This window comes from Streptomyces wedmorensis (assembly GCF_000716445.1).
GTDB classification, from domain to species: Bacteria; Actinomycetota; Actinomycetes; order Streptomycetales; family Streptomycetaceae; genus Streptomyces; species Streptomyces wedmorensis.
This window is the reverse complement of the sequence record NZ_JNWK01000028.1, coordinates 131,225-148,028: the sequence shown is the minus strand read 5'-3', so window position 1 is coordinate 148,028 and position 16,804 is coordinate 131,225. Positions and strand designations below refer to the sequence as shown.

Here is a 16,804-nt window from a genome sequence, read left to right as displayed (position 1 = left end):
CGACGCCCGCAACGGCGTCGTCGAGCAGACCCGCCGCCACGCCGCCGTCGCCGCCCTGCTCCGCGTCCCGCACGTGGTCCTGGCCGTGAACAAGATGGATCTCGTCGACTACGCCGAGCCCGTCTTCGCCGCGATCGCCGAGGAGTTCACGACGTACGCCGCCGAGCTCGGCGTCCGGGACGTGGTGGCGATCCCGCTCTCGGCGCTGGCCGGCGACAACGTGGTGGAGCCCTCGGCCCACATGGACTGGTACGGCGGGCGGACCCTCCTGGAGCACCTGGAGACCGTCCCGGTCGGCAGCGACCCGGGCCGGGAGCCCGTGCGGTTCCCCGTCCAGTACGTGATCCGCCCGCAGACCGCCGAGCACCCCGACTACCGGGGCTACGCGGGTCAGCTGGCCTCCGGGGTGCTGCGGGTCGGCGACCCGGTCACCGTCCTGCCCTCCGGGCGCACCACCACCGTCGCGGGCGTCGACGCGCTCGGCAAGGAGGCGGACGCCGCCTGGGCGCCCCAGTCGGTCACCGTCCGGCTCGCCGACGACATCGACATATCCCGCGGCGACCTGATAGCCGCCGGCGGCCGGACCCCGGTGCCCACCCGGGACATCGAGGCCAGCGTCTGCCACCTGGACGAACGCCCGCTGCACGTCGGGGCGAAGGTGCTGATCAAGCACACCACCCGGACCGTGCGCGCGCTGGTCAAGGACATCTCGTACCGGATCGACATCGGCACCCTCGAACGGCGCTCCGGCGCCGAGGGGCTGCACGGCAACGACATCGGCCACGTGGTGCTGCGCGCCGCCGAGCCGCTGGCGCTCGACGACTACGCCGACAACCGGCGTACGGGATCGTTCCTGCTGATCGATCCGGCCGACGGCACCACGCTCACCGCCGGCATGGCGGGCGAGGCCTTCGGGGCCGTACCCGCGCCCGGCGACGGAGAGCGGTTCTGATGCGGAGGGGCCTCGGGCGAGCGGCCGCCAGAGCCGCCGTCGCGGTCCTGACCGTCGCCGGGCTGCTGTCGTCCTGCGGTTACGGCTCCCGGGCCCACGACCGCGCCCCGGCGGTGCTGCCCGCGGCGGGCACCGTGGGACCGAAGCTCTCCGCCGACACCGTGCGGATCGGCTACTTCGCGAACCTGACCCACGGCACCGCCCTCGTGGGCCTGCAGAAGGGCCTGTTCCAGAAGGAGCTGGGCGGGACCGCGATCAGGACCCAGGTCTTCAACGCGGGCCCGTCCGCGATCGAGGCGCTGAACGCCGGGGCGATCGACATCGGCTGGATCGGTCCCTCCCCCGCGATCAACGGCTACACCCGATCCGGCGGCAAGGCCCTGCGGATCGTGGGCGGTTCGGCCTCCGGCGGCGTGAAGCTCGTGGTGAACCCGGCGCGGATCGCCTCCCTCGACGACCTCCGGGGCAAGCGGATCGCCACTCCCCAGCTGGGCAACACCCAGGACGTCGCCCTCCTCCACTACCTGGCGGGCCGGGGCCACCGGGTGGACCCGGCCTCCGGCGCGGGCGACGTCGCCGTCGTCCGCACGGACAACAAGGTCACCCCGAACGCGTACGCCTCGGGCGCCGTCGACGGCGCCTGGGTGCCCGAGCCGACCGCCTCCCGGCTCGTCGCGCTCGGCGCGAAGGTGCTGCTCGACGAGCGGTCGCTGTGGCCGGACGGCCGGTTCGTCATCACGAACGTCGTCGTCTCGCAGCGGTTCCTGGCCGCGCACCCGGACGTCGTCGAGGCCGTGCTGCGCGGCGCGGTGGCCGCCAACGCGTACATCGGGGCCGAGCCGGAGCGGGCGAAGGCCGACGCCGACGCGCGCATCCGGCAGGACACCGGCAAGGCGCTGCCGCCCGAGGTCCTCGACCCGGCATGGCGGAGCATCGAGTTCCTCGACGACCCGCTGGCCGGCACCCTGCGGGCCGAGGCCGCCCACGCGGTCGCCGCGGGCCTGCTCGAAAGCCCCGACCTCGCCGGGATCTACGACCTGACCCTGCTGAACAAGGTGCTGAAGGCGGCGGGCCGGCCCGCCGTGCCGGACGCCGGACTCGGCGCCCGGTAGCACCCCCGTACCCGACCGAGACGCAGGAGGTGTCCGGCATGACCACGGCACTGACCACCCCGCAGAACGCCCCGGAGGACGCCCCCAAGGGCACCCCGGGCACCCCGGGCACCCCGGGCACCCCGGAGAGCGCACCCGGGACGGCGGCCCCCGAGACCGGTGCCGGGGCCGCGGACGGGCGGCCCGCCGTCCGGCTGGCGCACGTCACGAAGGCCTTCGGCCGACCCGGCGCGGCCGCGCCCGTGCTCGACGACATCAGTCTGGACGTGGCGCCGGGCGAGTTCGTCACCCTCGTCGGGGCCTCGGGCTGCGGCAAGTCCACCCTGCTGAACCTGGTGGCGGGCCTCGACCGGCCGAGCTCCGGGACCATCGAGGTGCCCGGCGCCCGCCCGGCGCTGATGTTCCAGGACCACGCGCTGTTCCCGTGGCTGACCGCCGGCGGGAACATCGAACTGGCCCTGCGCCTGGCCGGCGTGCCGCGCCCGGAGCGGCGGCCCGAGGCCGAACGGCTCCTCGAACTCGTCCGGCTGGGCGGCGCGCACGGCAAGCGGGTGCACGAGCTGTCCGGCGGGATGCGGCAGCGGGTGGCCCTGGCCCGCGCGCTCGCCCAGGGCGGCGGGGTGCTGCTGATGGACGAGCCGTTCGCCGCGCTCGACGCCATCACCCGGGACGTGCTGCACGACGAGATCACCCGGATCTGGCGCGAGCGCCGGCTCACCGTCCTGTTCGTCACGCACAACGTCCGCGAGGCCGTACGGCTCGCGCAGCGCGTCGTCCTGCTCTCCTCCCGGCCCGGCCGGGTCGCCCGGGAGTGGCGGATCGACCTGCCGAACGCGCTGCGCGCCGAGTCCGCCCGGGCCGCGGAGCTGACCACCGACATCACCGAGCACCTGCGTGGGGAGATCCGCCGCCATGTCCCGCAGTGACACCCTCCTCACGCCGCCCCCGGTGGACGACTCCGCCGGGGTCGGCGCCGGTCTCGACGCCCTGGAGGCCGTGCGGGCGCCGCGCGTCCCGCCCGGCCGGGTGCTGCGGGAGAAGGTGCTGCCGCCGGTACTCGGGGCCGTGCTGGTGCTCGGCGCCTGGCAGCTCGCGTACAGCCTGCGGCTGACCACGCCCGACAAGCTGCCGAGCCCGGCGGCCGTCTGGGGCGCGCTCACCGACCTCTGGTACGAGGGCACGCTGTTCTCGATCGTCTGGACCAGCGTCTGGCGCGGCCTTTCGGGCTTCCTGGCGGCCGTCGCGATCGGAACGCCGATCGGTCTGCTCGTCGCCCGGGTGAAGCCGGTCAGGGCCGCCCTCGGGCCGGTGCTGTCGGGGCTCCAGTCGCTGCCGTCGGTGGCCTGGGTGCCGGCCGCCGTCATCTGGCTGGGCATCGACGACTCCGCCATGTACGCGGTGATCCTGCTGGGTGCGGTGCCGTCGATCGCCAACGGGCTGATCGCGGGCGTCGACCAGGTGCCGCCGCTGTTCCTGCGGGCGGGCCGTACGCTCGGCGCGACCGGGCTGCGGGGCGCCCGGCACGTCCTGCTGCCCGCGGCCCTGCCCGGCTATCTGGCGGGGCTCAAGCAGGGGTGGGCGTTCTCCTGGCGGTCGCTGATGGCCGCCGAACTGATCGCGTCCTCCCCCGACCTGGGGCTCGGCCTCGGCCGGTACCTGGAGAACCAGCGGGAGTTCTCCGACATGGCCGGCGTGCTGCTCGGCATCCTCCTGATCTTCGTCGTCGGCGTCGCCGTGGACCTGCTGGTCTTCGCTCCGGTGGAGCGCAGGGTGCTGCGCGCCCGGGGGCTGCTCGTCGCCGCGGAGTAATTCCTGCGTTCCTGCCGAAAAGGGGCGGTTCCTTCGGGGAACCGCCCCTTTCACGTTGCCTCTTCAACCTCTCCAGCGGAATTCGATGCACCTCCGACCCCTCCTTGAGGGACATCGCACAAGGTGGCGGTGGGTGGTTCCCGGCGAATGGAGATTGACATGGGCGCGAGGCTCAGGTCCGCCATGCGATCCCTATCGAAGAACTTCGGTGAGGGCCTGATGTGGATGGGTTTTGCGTGGAGCGGAATGTATCCCCCCTACGACGGGAGGGACTTCGGAATCCCGCTTGCCGACCAGCCCTGCCTGCCACCGCTGTCGGAAGAGGAGCTCGCCACATGGGCGGCACTGGTCAAGCATCTGCGATAGGCGCAGCAAATCATCGAGGAGGCGGTCGAATGCACAGCAATCTGATAGTGGCCAGAATGGATGCTCGTTCGAGTGCTGACGTGGCTCGGCTTTTCGCGGCCTTCGACGAGACCGAGATGCCGCACCGCATGGGGACGCGGCGACGTCAGCTTTTCATGTACAACGGCCTTTACTTCCACCTTCAGGACTTCGACGACGACAACGGTGGCGAGCTCATCGAACAGGCGAAGAGCGATCCGCGTTTCGTCGGGATCAGCCAGGACCTGAAGCCGTTCATCGAGGCGTACGACCCGGCGACCTGGCGTTCGCCCGCGGACGCCATGGCGAAGCGGTTCTACACCTGGGAGTCGGCGTGACCGGCCGGCGCGTGGTCATCACCGGCGTCGGCGTGACGGCTCCGGGCGGCATCGGCACCAAGAACTTCTGGGGCCTGCTCAGCGAGGGGCGTACGGCGACGCGGGGGATCACCTTCTTCGACCCGACGCCGTTCCGTTCCCGGATCGCGGCCGAGATCGACTTCGACCCGTACGAGCACGGGCTCACCCCCCAGGAGATCCGGCGCACCGACAGGGCCGCGCAGTTCGCGCTGGTCACGGCCCGCGAGGCGCTGGCGGACAGCGGTCTCGAACTCGGCGCGGTCGAGCCGCACCGGGTGGGCGTGGCGGTCGGCAGTGCCGTCGGCGCCACCATGGGGCTCGACGAGGAGTACCGGGTCGTCAGCGACGGCGGCCGGCTCGACCTCGTCGACCACGAGTACGCGGTCCCCCACCTCTACAACTACTTCGTCCCGAGCTCCTTCGCCGCCGAGGTCGCCTGGGCGGTCGGCGCCGAGGGCCCCTCGACGGTGGTCTCCACCGGCTGTACCTCGGGCATCGACTCGGTCGGCTACGCGGCGGAGCTGATCCGCGACGGCTCGGCCGACGTGGTCGTCACGGGTGCCACGGACGCGCCGATCTCGCCGATCTCCGTCGCGTGCTTCGACGCGATCAAGGCGACGACCCCGCGCAACGACGACCCGGAGCACGCCTCCCGGCCCTTCGACCTGACCCGCAACGGCTTCGTCCTCGGCGAGGGCGCCGCGATGTTCGTCCTGGAGGAGCTGGAGTCCGCGCGCCGTCGCGGGGCCCACATCTACGCCGAGATCGCCGGGTACGCCAGCCGCTGCAACGCCTTCCACATGACCGGGCTGCGTCCCGACGGCCGGGAGATGGCCGAGGCGATCCGCTCGGCGCTCGACGAGGCGAAGCTCGCCCCGCAGGCCATCGACTACATCAACGCGCACGGCTCGGGAACCAAGCAGAACGACCGCCACGAGACGAGCGCGTTCAAGCGCAGCCTCGGCGAGCACGCCTTCCACACCCCCGTGAGCTCGATCAAGTCGATGGTCGGGCACTCGCTCGGCGCGATCGGCTCGATCGAGATCGCCGCCTCCGTCCTGGCCATGGAGAACAACGTGGTGCCACCGACCGCCAACCTGCACAAGCCCGACCCCGACTGCGACCTCGACTACGTGCCGCTGACCGCGCGCGACTGGCGTACCGACGCGGTACTGACCGTCGGCAGCGGGTTCGGCGGTTTCCAGAGCGCGATGGTCCTCGCCCGACCGGACAGGAACACGACGGCATGAGCACCCAGGTCGTGGTGACCGGCATCGGCATCGTCTCCCCGAACGGCTTCGGCACGGAGGAGTACTGGGACGCCACCCGCGCGTCCAGGAGCGGCATCCGCCGCATCACGCGCTTCGATCCGGAGCGGTACCCGTCGAAGCTCGCCGGCGAGGTGGACGGGTTCGAGGTCAAGGAGCACCTGCCGAGCAGGCTCATCCCGCAGACCGACCGGATGACGCAGCTGGCGCTCGTCGGCGCCGAGCACGCCCTGGGCGACGCCGGGGTGAGCACGGAGGAGGCGGACGAGTACGGCATGGGCGTGATGACCGCCAGCACCTCCGGCGGCTTCGAGTTCGGCCAGGGCCAGCTGCAGAACCTGTGGAGCCAGGGCAGCCAGTACGTCAGCGCGTACCAGTCGTTCGCCTGGTTCTACGCGGTGAACACCGGCCAGATCTCGATCCGGCACGGGCTGCGCGGCCCGAGCGGCGTGGTCGTCAGCGACCAGGCGGGCGGGCTCGACGCGCTCGCGCACGCGCGCCGGCTGGTCCGCAAGGGCAGCGATCTGATCCTGTCCGGCGGTGTCGACGCCGCCATCTGCCCGTGGGGGTGGGTGGCCCAGCTGACCACCGGCGACATGAGCACCGACGAGCGGCCCGACCGGGCGTACCTGCCCTTCGACGCCGAGGCGTCCGGCTACGTGCCCGGCGAGGGCGGCGCCCTGCTGATCATGGAGGACGCCGAGGCGGCCCGCCGTCGCGGCGCGACCCGGGTCTACGGGGAGATCCTCGGCTACGGCTCCACGTTCGACCCGGCGCCGGACAGCGGGCGCGAGCCGACGCTGCGGAAGGCGATCGAGATCGCGCTGGCCGACGCGGGCGTGTCGGCGGGCGACGTCGACGTCGTCTTCGCCGACGCGGCCGGCAGCCCGGAGCTGGACCGGATCGAGGCGACGGCGATCACCGGGGTCTTCGGGTCGCGGGCGGTCCCGGTCACGGCGCCCAAGACCATGACGGGCCGACTGGGTTCGGGGGCCGCGCCGCTGGACGTGGCCACCGCCTTCCTCGCCATGCGGGACGGGGTGATCCCGCCGACGGCGAACGTCACCCTCTCCCCCGACTACGACCTCGACCTGGTCACCGAGGAACGGCACGTCCCGGTGACCACGGCGCTCGTGCTCGCACGGGGCCGCGGCGGCTTCAACTCCGCCGTCGTCGTGCGTGCCGTCGACTGGAACTGACCGCAAGCGCCGGAAAAGCCGAAAGAGAAGGAGACCAGGGTGAGCACCACCGGGTCGGCAACCGCTCCTCTCCCCGCCCAGAAACGCCGCATCCTCCGGCTGTTCCGCCCGTATCGGCGGAACCTGCTGTTCGTCGCGTCGCTGGTCGTGGGCTCGTCCCTGGTCTCCCTCGTCAACCCGTTCCTGATCCGCGAGATCATGGACGTGGCACTGCCGCAGGGCCGGACCGGGCTGCTGTCCGTACTCGCCCTCGGCATGATCGTCGTGTCGATCGCGACGAGTACGTTCAACGTCTGGCAGACCCATGTGTCCGCCAAGATCGGCCAGCTCGTCATGCACGACCTGCGCACGGCCGTGTACGAACACCTCCAGCGCATGTCGCTGGCCTTCTTCACCCGGACCCGCACCGGCGAGGTGCAGTCGCGCATCGCGCACGACATCGGCGGGATGCAGGTCACCGTGACGACCACGGCCACGGCGCTGGTGTCGGACGTGACCATCGTCGTCGCGACGACCACGGCGATGGCGCTGCTGGACTGGCGGCTCACGATCGCGTCGCTGGTGATCCTGCCGGCGTTCGTGTGGGTGAGCCGGCACGTCGGCGACGAGCGGCGGGTCATCACCCGTGACCGGCAGCGGCAGTTCGCCGACCTGTCGTCGATCGTGCAGGAGTCGCTGTCGGTCAGCGGGATCATGCTCGGCCACACCATGGGCCGTGCGCGGTCGCTGACCGACAACTTCGCCCTGCAGTCCCGCAAGCTCACCGAGATCGAGGTGCGGGCGAGCACGGCGGGCCTCTGGTACCAGTCGACGATCTGGGTCGTCATGGCTTCCATGCCCGCGGTCATCTACTGGGTGGCGGGGCTGACCGGGAGCGGTGGTCACATGGCCATCTCGATCGGCGCGCTGGTCGCCTTCACCACGCTCCAGCAGGCCCTGTTCCGGCCGGCGCAGCGGCTGCTGACGATCGGGATCGACCTGCAGAGCTCCCTCGAACTGTTCGGCCGGATCTTCGAGTACCTCGACCTGCCGGTGGACGTCGCCGAGCCGGAGCACCCGGTGGAGCCGAAGGAGCTGCGGGGCGAGGTCCGCATGCGGGGCATCGGCTTCTCGTACGCCTCCGCCGAGCGGCCGACGCTCGACGGGGTGGACGTGACCGTGCCCGCCGGGCGGAGCCTCGCGATCGTCGGGGAGACCGGTTCGGGCAAGACCACGCTCAGCTACCTCATCCCGCGTCTGTACGACCCGACGTCGGGCACGGTCACGATCGACGGCGTCGACGTGCGCGACCTGTCGTTCGCGACGCTCGCGGCAACGGTCGGGGTGGTCTCCCAGGAGACGTACCTGTTCCACGCGACAGTGGCCGACAACCTTCGGTTCGCGAAGCCGGAGGCCACCGACGAGGAGCTGGTCGCGGCGGCCCGGATCGCGCAGATCCACGACTATCTGATGTCCCTGCCGGACGGTTACGACACGGTGGTCGGCGAGCGCGGGTACCGGTTCTCCGGTGGGGAGAAGCAGCGTCTGGCGATCGCCCGCGCGATCCTGCGCGACCCGCCGATCCTGGTGCTCGACGAGGCGACCAGTGCCCTGGACACCCAGACGGAGCAGGCCGTTCAGGGGGCGATCGACGCGGCGAGCGCCGGCCGTACGACCATCACGGTGGCCCACCGGCTGTCCACCATCCGGGACGCGGACGAGATCATCGTGCTCGACCGGGGCCGGGTCGCCGAGCGCGGCACCCACGACGCGCTCCTCTCGCTCGGCGGCCACTACGCGACGCTGGTCAACCGGGACACCGAGATGGCGGTGGCGCTGCGCTAGGGGGCGTCCCAAACACAAGCGGAACAGGATTGGCCGGAAACCTGCAGCCGAACTCGAGCACGACGTGAGCGGACGTTCCTAGCTTCCCCGCATGGAACCGACACATCCCGAAGGAATCGACCTTCCCGGACCGAACCGGCGTACCGTGCTCCGCTACGGCTCCGTCGCCGGCCTGGCCGCGATGGCCGCCGCGGTCCCCGCCTTCACCAGGTCGGGGGCCGCGGCCGTAGCCGCCCCCGGCGCGCCCGAGCCGTCGGCCGCCGGGCTGATGCTGACCAAGTTCAGGGACCCGCTGCGGATACCGCCGGTGCTCCGGCCCCGCGAGCGCGGCGACCACGACGAGCTGACCGTGCGCATGCGCACCGCCGACGTCACCCTGCACTCGGAACTCCCGCCGGTGACGATGTGGACGTACGAGGGCGTCTACCCGGGGCCGACGATCGAGACGGTCAGCGGCCGGCCGCTGCGGGTCGCCTGGGAGAACCACCTGACCGGCGACATACCGCTGACCGCCGTCGACTTCGGCCAGGCCAAGGGCCCGATGACCGACCCGCTCTCCAACTACCCGGGCGCGGAGGGCTGTCAGGAGGTGCCCGGGGTGGCGGCGATGCCGCCGTGGGGCGCCGCGCACCTGCACGGCATGCTGACCGGCGGCGGCAACGACGGCTGGATGGAGAACCTGATCGGCCCGGGCGACGTCCAGCTGTCGGCGTACCCGAACGCCCAGGCCGCCACGACGCTCTGGTACCACGACCACACCCATCACCTCAGCCGCTTCAGCGTGTACGCGGGACTCGCGGGGCTCTTCGTCTCGCGCAACGCGGAGGAGCGGGCGCTCGGCCTGCCCAAGGGCGCGCACGACGTGCCGCTGATCCTCGGCGACCGCAACTTCGTGACGGACGCGACGGGCGCCCTCACCGGCCGGCTGCTCCACAAGGTGGAGATGGTCGGCGCGCAGCGGCTGATGCGCCCGCACGCCGCCCCGTACACCCTGGTCAACGGTGTGATCTGGCCCTATCTGGAGGTCGATCCGCGCTGGTACCGGTTCCGGATCGTCAACACCGCGAACTCCCGGATCTACCGGCTGATGCTCCTCGCGGACGGCGTGCCCGTACCGGGCGCGTTCCAGGTGATCGGCACCGACCACGGCCTGATCGACCGGCCGGTGGCGGTCGACGGGGCGATCAACCTGTCCCCCGGCGAACGGGTCGACGTGCTGGTCGACTTCAGCGCGTTCCGCGGACGGGCGGTGAAACTGGTCAACACCCTCCAGGGCGTCACGCCCGGCGCCCCCGACCGGCGCAACGACCTCCTCGAACCCGACGTCATGCAGTTCCGCGTCGCCGACCGGAAGCCCTCGAAGCGGTTCACGCTGCCCGAGGTCCTCTCCCCCACCTTCAAGCGCCTCACCCACGACGACCTGCCGCACGACCGGGGCCACCGGTGGATCGTGACGGTCGGTCCCGGCACGGGGAACATGCCGGAGCTCTGGGAGATGGAGGAGATCGACCCGGCGGGCCTCGCCTTCCCGGCCGCCGGCGTCGTCCAGGTCCGCGACGCGGCGGGGACCGTCACGACCCTGCGCAGGACGTCGATGGCGTACGACGACGGCAACACGATCACCACGGCGCACGGCGGCACGGAGATCTGGAAGTACCTCAACCTCACGGCCGCGCCCCACCCCATGCACATCCATCTGGCGCACTTCCAGGTGATGTCCAGGGAGAGCTACGACATCACCGGCTTCGACCGGATCGCCCGCGGCTCGGCCCGGCCGATCGCGTTCAGGGCGGCGTCGGCCCTGGAACCGCACGAGCTCGGGGAGAAGGACGTCATCCGGGTCGGCACGGCGGGCCAGATCGTGCCGGGGCCGAACGGCACCCCGGGCGAACTGGTCACCGTCGCGGTCCGGTTCCCGGTCGTCGGCAGGGGCGTCCACCACTGCCACATGCTGGAGCACGAACAGCACATGATGCGGCCCCTCGTGGTGACCCCGGCCGCGCACCTGCACGGCGGCGGCCACCACTGACGAGGCTCCCGCCGACGGGGGCGGGGACATGCCGGTGCCCGCGCCGGGGGACGGACGCGGGCACGGGCGGACGGGGACGGCTCAGGGGTTCAGGACCCAGGCCGACTGGTGGGCGGTGAAGCCGATGTGCGGGTAGTACTCGGTCGCCGCGGGCGCCGACAGCAGGACGATCTTGGCCTGCGGCGCCTCCTTGCGGGTCGCGTCGATGAGCTCCCGGCCGATGCCCGAGCGCTGGTGGTCGCGGACGACGGCGATGTCGGACAGGTACGTCACGTAGGAGAAGTCCGAGATGCTGCGGGCGATGCCCACGAGTTCGCCGTCGACGCGGCAGGTGACGACCAGGTTGGCGTTCCGCACCATGGCCGCCATGCGCTCGGTCTCCTCGACGGGCCGGCGCTCGCCGAGGCCCGACTCGCGGTAGACCCGCAGAACGTCCCCGAGGTCGAGGTCGGGTCCGTTCTCCCGCTCAATGCTCCAGCTCACGAAGGTTCTCCAACCGCTTGTAGATGACGTCGTGGTGTACCAGGTAGCGCTCGGGTCCGACGGGATCGGCGTCGATCCCCTCGGTCCTGAGCAGGGTGAAGAAGTCCTCGCCGTTCGCGGCGTCCTGGATCATGCGGTAGGTCTTCTCCCGCTCGCTGCCGCTCTCCAGGAGGTCGGCGAGGACCGCCGAGCTGTAGGCGAGGCCGTTGGTCTGGTCGATCGCGGACCGCATCCGGTCCGGGAACACCTGGAGGTCCCGGACGAGGTCGGCGGCCGCCGTCACCTGGTAGTGGGCGACGGTGAACGCGTCCGGCAGCACGACCCGTTCGACCGACGAGTGGGACAGGTCCCGCTCGTGCCAGAGCGCCACGTTCTCCAGCATCGTCCCGGCGTACCCGCGCAGCAGCCGGGCGAGGCCGGAGAGCCGCTCGCTGGTCGTCGGGTTGCGCTTGTGCGGCATGGCGCTCGACCCCTGGTAGGCGGCCGTGCGCGGCTCCTCCACCTCGCGGACCTCGCTGCGGGACAGCAGCCGGACCTCGACGGCGATCTGCTCGACGCAGGCACCGAGGGTCGCGATCGCCTGGACGAGCTGGGCGTGCCGGTCACGGGCCACGACCTGGCTCGGCGCCGGCTCCACACCCAGACCGAGAGCGGCGCACACGTGCTCTTCGACGAAGGGGTCGATCAGCGCGTACGTGCCGACGGAGCCGGAGATGGTGCCCACCGCGACCTGCTCACGGGCGTCCACGAGACGCCGGATCGAGCGGTCGACCGCGAAGGCGAAGCCGGCGATCTTGTGGCCGAAGGTGGTGGGTTCGGCGTGCATGCCGTGGGTGCGGCCGATGCACGCCGTGTCCCAGTGCTCGACCGCCTTGTCGACCAGCACCCCGCGCAGCCGCCGCGCCGCGCCGATCAGGAGGTCGCAGGCCCGGGCCAGGGTGTGCCCGAGCGCCGTGTCCACCAGGTCGTAGCTCGTCATCCCGAGGTGGACCCACCGGGCGGAGTCGTCCGGCAGGTCCTCGCAGAACGCGGCGAGGAAGGAGAGGATCTCGTGGTCCCGGTCCCGCTCCAGCTCCGCCACGCGCGCCGCCGCCGGCACCCTGGCCCGCCGGATGTCCTCCAGGGCGGCCTCGGGAACCCGCCCGAGGAGCGCCTGGGCCTCCGAGGCCAGCACCTCGACCTCGGCCCAGGTGGTGTAGCGGGCCTGGTCGGACCAGAGCTCCGTCATCTCGGGCAATGCATAACGGGCGATCACGACCGTCGTACCTCCTCAGGAATGGCCGCGGGCCCGCCGGAAGCGACGGCGCGGCGCACCGGATTTCAGGCGACCTTGCGGACGATCTCCACGACGCCGGAATTCACGAGGGTCTTGACGTCGGCGTCGCCGCCGGCGAGGGCCAGGTCCATGTCGTGCAGGCGCTCGACGATGCCGTGGACGACCTTCTCGGTGTGCGTCTCCTCGGTGCCCTCCCAGATCAGGTCCGGGAAAACGGTCAGATACACCTTGTCGTTGCCCTGCGTGTAGATGTTGACTTCCATGACGTCCCGGAGAGCCATTCGGGCGTTGTAGATCAGCGTGTTCATGTGGGCCACCACTTTCTGTATCCGCTTTTAAGAGGCTTTCTCGCCTGCACGTCCTGACCATATGGTGGTCAGGACCCGGTGCGGCGGCAACAGGGTCGAGTGTTCACCGTGTTCAACTGCGCGAAATCCGCAATCGAACGCCCTCGCCTTTCGCTGTCGATTGACAGAAAAAGCGCGCGCTGTGGAACATCGGTGCTGTTCACAAATACGTCAGGCCGCGTCTCACGAAAAGCATCCGGAGTGCCATGAAAATCCTGTTCATCACCACGGGCAGCCAGGCCACCTTCTACGCCGCCGCACCGCTGGCGACGGCCGCACGGAACGCGGGTCACCAGGTCATGCTGGCCGCCCACGAACCGTGGGTGGACACCGCGGAGGCCATCGGAATTCCGACGTTCTGCTACACGGTCGACCCGATCCGGCACTTCATGCGGATCACCAACCCCGGCAAGGGTCTGCGGTTCCCCCGCGAGCTCGGTGACGAGGAGATGTTCGGCCAGGGCCGCGGCTTCGCCCGCATGGGTCTGGCCGGCGTCGAGTCCCTCCTCGAACTCTCGAAGGACTGGACCCCCGACGTCATCGTCGGCAGCTCGCAGAGCTACGCGGCGATGCTGCTCGCCGCGCACCTCAAGGTCCCGTACGTCCGCCAGGTCGAGTACCTGGGCATCCCGCTCACCGGCATCGACCCGGGTGCGGAGGAGGAGCTCCGGCCCGAGCTGGAGCGCCTGGGCGTGGACGGGCTGCTCAAGCCCGACCTGCTCCTCGACTCCACCCCGCCGTCGCTGCGGCCGTCCTACGACCCCACGGCCCAGCCGATCCGCTGGATCCCCAGCAACCCGCAGCGCCGCCTGGAGCGCTGGATGTACACGAAGCCGGAAGGCCGTCGTCGTGTGCTCGTCACCTCGGGCTTCCGCAGCCTGATGTTCCGCGACCCGGGCTGGTCCATGCCGCTGCTGGTCAGCGAGCTGAACAAGCTGGGGGCCGAGGTGCTCATCGCCGCCTCCCCCGGTGCCGCCGAACGCTTCGGCGGGCAGCTGGGCGACGCCCGCGTCGGCTGGATCCCGATGGACGTCGCCGCCGCCACCTGTGACCTGGCGGTCCACCACGGTGGCGCGACCACGGCCACGACCCTGATGGCCAACGGCGTGCCGCAGCTGATCATCCCGGAGAACCCCCCGGAGTTCCCCCCGAACTACCACCGGGAGTCGATCGCCAAGGCGATCACCGGGTTCGGCGCCGGCAAGACGCTGTGGCCGGTGCAGGAGCAGCCCGACCAGGCGCCCGGCGCGACGATCGCGGCCGCCTGCAAGGAGCTCCTGGAGAACCCGAGCTACACCGAGCGGACGCAGTTCCTCGCCAAGGAGATCTCGACGCTGCCGACGCCCGCCGAGATCGTGCCCAAGCTGGAGGCCCTCGTCTCCCGCTGAGCACGCCGTCCGGCGCACGCCCGTCGCCCCGGGACCACGGAGAGCCCCCTCTCCACGGTCCCGGGGCGATCGGCGTGTGGAGGGCCGGCCGGTCGTCACCGGGAGCGGACGGCCGCGGACACACGGAAGGGCCGGACGGTCAGCAGACCGGCCGGCCCTTTCCGGTGGGGGGTCAGGCGGCGACGAGCGCCTCGAGTTCGCGCAGCACCTCGCCGGGGGTGGGCAGCGTGGCGGCCTCCGCGGCGAGGAGCCGGGTCCGCTCGGCGTACCCGGAGTCCGCCAGGATCGTCCGGCACGCCTCGACGATCACCTCGTCGGCGTCGCGGCCGGCGAGGCGGTGCTTGTCGACCATCAGGGCGGCACCGAAGCCGGCCACCGACTCCGCGACGGCCTTGCCGTACCCGTTGTCGGGGATGATCACCTGCGGCACGCCGGAGTTGACCAGCGTCATCGCGGTGGTGGCGCCGCCGTGGTGGACCGCCAGGTCGCAGGTGGGGGCGACGACGTCGAGGGGCAGCCAGCCGATGCGTACGTCGCCGAGCTCGGCACCGTACTTCTCGGCGGCCTCGGGGAGCGCGGCGATGAGCACCTCGGCACCGGTCCCGGTCAGTTCGTCCACGAGCTTCCGCAGCGAGCTGCCGGGAGTGTCGAGCATCAGGTTGCGGGTGCCGGCGGTGATGAGCACGCGGCGGCGGCCCTCGGGCTTCGTGTACATCCACGGTTCGAGGCGGCGCTGGCTGACCCGCGGGACCCAGCGCATCGACCGTGCGGCGGGGGCGCCCTCGGGGCGGACCGGCGGCGGGCAGAGGTCGATGAAGAGGTCGGGGTCCGGCAGTTCGGCGAGGCCGAGGCGCTCCAGCTCCGGCTGGAGTTCCGCCACGGCGGTGCGGTCGCGGCGCGCCATCGGGGCGATGTGCCAGATGTGGCGGACGTACGGGACCTTCAGGCGGGCGGCGAGCAGCCGCGGGACGTGCGAGAGGCCGCCGACGACGAGGTCGGGGGTCCAGGATCCGGCGAGCTCCAGGAGGGCGTCGAGCCGGACGGTGGCCGTCATGGACTCCTGGCCGTAGCGCATGCGTTCGGGGGTGATGCAGACGGCGGGCAGGCCGACGGAGGCCGCGGCCTCCATCAGCGGCTCGTCGGCGGCGAGCAGGATCTCGTGGCCCGCGTTCCGCGCGGCCGAGGCGAGGGGGGCGACGCCGAAGACGGCCGCCTGGCTGCCACCGACGGTGAACAGTATTTTCATGGAGGTCGTACCTCTTCCGTGAGAATGCGGATCAGTTGATTCCGGAGCTCTTTCGGGGTCAGCCCGCCTCGGCCATTTCCATGATGTATTGGCCGTAGGACGACTTCGCGAGGCGGCTGCCGAGCCGGTAACAGGTCTCGCGGTCTATGTAGCCCATGCGCCAGGCGATCTCCTCGAGGCAGGCGATGCGGACGCCCTGCCGGTGCTCGAGGACCTGGACGTAGTCGCCGGCCTCCATGAGCGCGTCGTGGGTCCCGGTGTCGAGCCAGACGAAGCCGCGGCCGAGCGGGATCAGCGTGGCCTCGCCCCGCTCCAGGTAGACGCGGTTGAGGTCGGTGATCTCCAGCTCGCCGCGTTCCGAGGGCTTCAGCTCGCGGGCGATGTCCACGACCTGGTTGTCGTAGAGGTAGAGCCCGGTGATGGCCAGGTTCGTCTGCGGCTTGGCGGGCTTCTCCTCCAGGGCGATCAGCCGGCCCCGGTCGTCGAGGGTGCCGACGCCGTACCGCTCGGGGTCGCGCACCGGGTAGCCGAACAGGACGCAGCCGCGCAGGTCCTGCGAGGCGCGCTGGAGCATGGGGCCGAACTCGTAGCCGTGGAAGATGTTGTCGCCGAGGACCAGGGCGACGGAGTCGTCGCCGATGTGGTCGGCGGAGACGAGGAACGCGTCGGCGAGACCGCGGGGCTTGTCCTGCTCCGCGTAGGTCAGGTTGATGCCGAGCCACGAGCCGTCGCCGAGCAGCCGGCGGAACATCTCCTGGTCCTCGGGGGTGGTGATGATCTCGATGTCGGTGATCCCGGCCAGCATGAGCGCCGACAGCGGGTAGTAAATCATCGGCTTGTCGTAGACCGGGAGCATTTGCTTTGATACACCGAGGGTGATCGGGTGGAGCCTCGTACCATTGCCGCCGGCCAGGATGATGCCCTTCACCGTGGCGCCTCCTCAATCTATTCGGTGCCAATTTGGCGGATGCCCGCACTTTATATCGGGAGAACGCACCGTCGAAAGTCACCTCGCTCGCGGGCGGGAAGAGCGAATACCGGCGGCATTGACGAACAATGCACCCCCTCTCCATGCTGGCCTCATCCCGGTTCAGGCACGCGAATTCCTCTTGTCGTTTAGGTGGATCT

General features: G+C 71.2%; 15 protein-coding genes. 10 read left to right on the top strand and 5 right to left on the bottom strand.

What is annotated here, in order from left to right:
- The 9 genes from OO54_RS22410 to OO54_RS22365 form a co-directional block, all read left to right on the top strand.
- The coding region (locus OO54_RS22410) for a sulfate adenylyltransferase subunit 1 (RefSeq protein ID WP_033205696.1) at nt 1-952 on the top strand (952 nt) is incomplete at its 5' end.
- The gene (locus OO54_RS22405; protein ID WP_033205694.1) at nt 952-2,064 is read left to right on the top strand and encodes an aliphatic sulfonate ABC transporter substrate-binding protein; all 1,113 of its coding nucleotides are present in this window, start codon (nt 952-954) and stop codon (nt 2,062-2,064) included. The genes OO54_RS22410 and OO54_RS22405, both read left to right, overlap by 1 nt.
- Before the next feature lie 38 nt (nt 2,065-2,102).
- Nucleotides 2,103-2,990 (top strand): ABC transporter ATP-binding protein, encoded by an 888-nt coding sequence (locus tag OO54_RS22400; RefSeq protein ID WP_078905294.1) that lies wholly within the window; start codon nt 2,103-2,105, stop codon nt 2,988-2,990.
- Nucleotides 2,977-3,873, top strand: coding sequence for an ABC transporter permease (locus OO54_RS22395; RefSeq protein ID WP_033205691.1), 897 nt, complete (start codon nt 2,977-2,979; stop codon nt 3,871-3,873). The genes OO54_RS22400 and OO54_RS22395 overlap by 14 nt, the downstream gene beginning before the upstream one ends.
- 395 nt (nt 3,874-4,268) lie before the next feature.
- Nucleotides 4,269-4,595 (top strand): TcmI family type II polyketide cyclase, encoded by a 327-nt coding sequence (locus OO54_RS22385; protein WP_033205688.1) that lies wholly within the window; start codon nt 4,269-4,271, stop codon nt 4,593-4,595.
- Nucleotides 4,592-5,866: a beta-ketoacyl-[acyl-carrier-protein] synthase family protein gene (locus OO54_RS22380; protein ID WP_033205685.1), complete on the top strand. Its 1,275-nt coding sequence runs from the start codon at nt 4,592-4,594 to the stop codon at nt 5,864-5,866. Before OO54_RS22385 ends, OO54_RS22380 begins: the two co-directional genes overlap by 4 nt.
- Nucleotides 5,863-7,083, top strand: coding sequence for a ketosynthase chain-length factor (locus OO54_RS22375; RefSeq protein WP_033205682.1), 1,221 nt, complete (start codon nt 5,863-5,865; stop codon nt 7,081-7,083). The genes OO54_RS22380 and OO54_RS22375 overlap by 4 nt, the downstream gene beginning before the upstream one ends.
- A gap of 39 nt (nt 7,084-7,122) precedes the next feature.
- Nucleotides 7,123-8,907, top strand: a complete 1,785-nt coding sequence (locus OO54_RS22370) for an ABC transporter ATP-binding protein (RefSeq protein WP_033205679.1) — start codon at nt 7,123-7,125, stop codon at nt 8,905-8,907.
- Between the two features lie 91 nt (nt 8,908-8,998).
- Nucleotides 8,999-10,936: a multicopper oxidase family protein gene (locus OO54_RS22365; RefSeq protein ID WP_234439380.1), complete on the top strand. Its 1,938-nt coding sequence runs from the start codon at nt 8,999-9,001 to the stop codon at nt 10,934-10,936.
- 81 nt (nt 10,937-11,017) lie between these two features.
- On the opposite strand, the gene OO54_RS22360 is transcribed toward OO54_RS22365, so the two are convergent.
- From OO54_RS22360 to OO54_RS22350, 3 genes are all read right to left on the bottom strand, one after another.
- Nucleotides 11,018-11,419: a GNAT family N-acetyltransferase gene (locus tag OO54_RS22360; protein WP_017237277.1), complete on the bottom strand. Its 402-nt coding sequence runs from the start codon at nt 11,417-11,419 to the stop codon at nt 11,018-11,020.
- Nucleotides 11,403-12,674: an adenylosuccinate lyase gene (purB, locus tag OO54_RS22355; RefSeq protein WP_078905293.1), complete on the bottom strand. Its 1,272-nt coding sequence runs from the start codon at nt 12,672-12,674 to the stop codon at nt 11,403-11,405. Before purB ends, OO54_RS22360 begins: the two co-directional genes overlap by 17 nt.
- A 65-nt stretch (nt 12,675-12,739) precedes the next feature.
- Nucleotides 12,740-13,003 (bottom strand): hypothetical protein, encoded by a 264-nt coding sequence (locus tag OO54_RS22350; RefSeq protein ID WP_033205744.1) that lies wholly within the window; start codon nt 13,001-13,003, stop codon nt 12,740-12,742.
- 245 nt (nt 13,004-13,248) lie between these two features.
- On the opposite strand from OO54_RS22350, the gene OO54_RS22345 reads away from it, so the two are divergent.
- A complete protein-coding gene (locus OO54_RS22345; protein ID WP_017237274.1) occupies nt 13,249-14,430 on the top strand; it encodes a glycosyltransferase in 1,182 nt (393 codons plus the stop codon).
- Nucleotides 14,431-14,602: 172 nt separating this feature from the next.
- Here OO54_RS22345 and OO54_RS22340 read toward each other — a convergent pair whose 3' ends face one another.
- Nucleotides 14,603-15,676 (bottom strand): nucleotide disphospho-sugar-binding domain-containing protein, encoded by a 1,074-nt coding sequence (locus tag OO54_RS22340; RefSeq protein ID WP_033205676.1) that lies wholly within the window; start codon nt 15,674-15,676, stop codon nt 14,603-14,605.
- Between the two features lie 58 nt (nt 15,677-15,734).
- On the bottom strand, nt 15,735-16,604 hold the full coding sequence (rfbA, locus tag OO54_RS22335) for a glucose-1-phosphate thymidylyltransferase RfbA (protein ID WP_017237272.1): 870 nt from the start codon (nt 16,602-16,604) through the stop codon (nt 15,735-15,737).
- Between the last annotated feature and the right edge of the window lie 200 nt (nt 16,605-16,804).

Bases quoted from the DNA above. Each gene is read 5' to 3' on its own strand.
- OO54_RS22405 (WP_033205694.1), top strand. From the start codon at position 952: ATGCGGAGGGGCCTCGGGCGAGCGGCCGCCAGAGCCGCCGTCGCGGTC.
- OO54_RS22400 (WP_078905294.1), top strand. From the start codon at position 2,103: ATGACCACGGCACTGACCACCCCGCAGAACGCCCCGGAGGACGCCCCC.
- OO54_RS22395 (WP_033205691.1), top strand. From the start codon at position 2,977: ATGTCCCGCAGTGACACCCTCCTCACGCCGCCCCCGGTGGACGACTCC.
- OO54_RS22385 (WP_033205688.1), top strand. From the start codon at position 4,269: ATGCACAGCAATCTGATAGTGGCCAGAATGGATGCTCGTTCGAGTGCT.
- OO54_RS22375 (WP_033205682.1), top strand. From the start codon at position 5,863: ATGAGCACCCAGGTCGTGGTGACCGGCATCGGCATCGTCTCCCCGAAC.
- OO54_RS22365 (WP_234439380.1), top strand. From the start codon at position 8,999: ATGGAACCGACACATCCCGAAGGAATCGACCTTCCCGGACCGAACCGG.
- OO54_RS22350 (WP_033205744.1), bottom strand. From the start codon at position 13,003: ATGAACACGCTGATCTACAACGCCCGAATGGCTCTCCGGGACGTCATG.
- OO54_RS22345 (WP_017237274.1), top strand. From the start codon at position 13,249: ATGAAAATCCTGTTCATCACCACGGGCAGCCAGGCCACCTTCTACGCC.
- OO54_RS22340 (WP_033205676.1), bottom strand. From the start codon at position 15,676: ATGAAAATACTGTTCACCGTCGGTGGCAGCCAGGCGGCCGTCTTCGGC.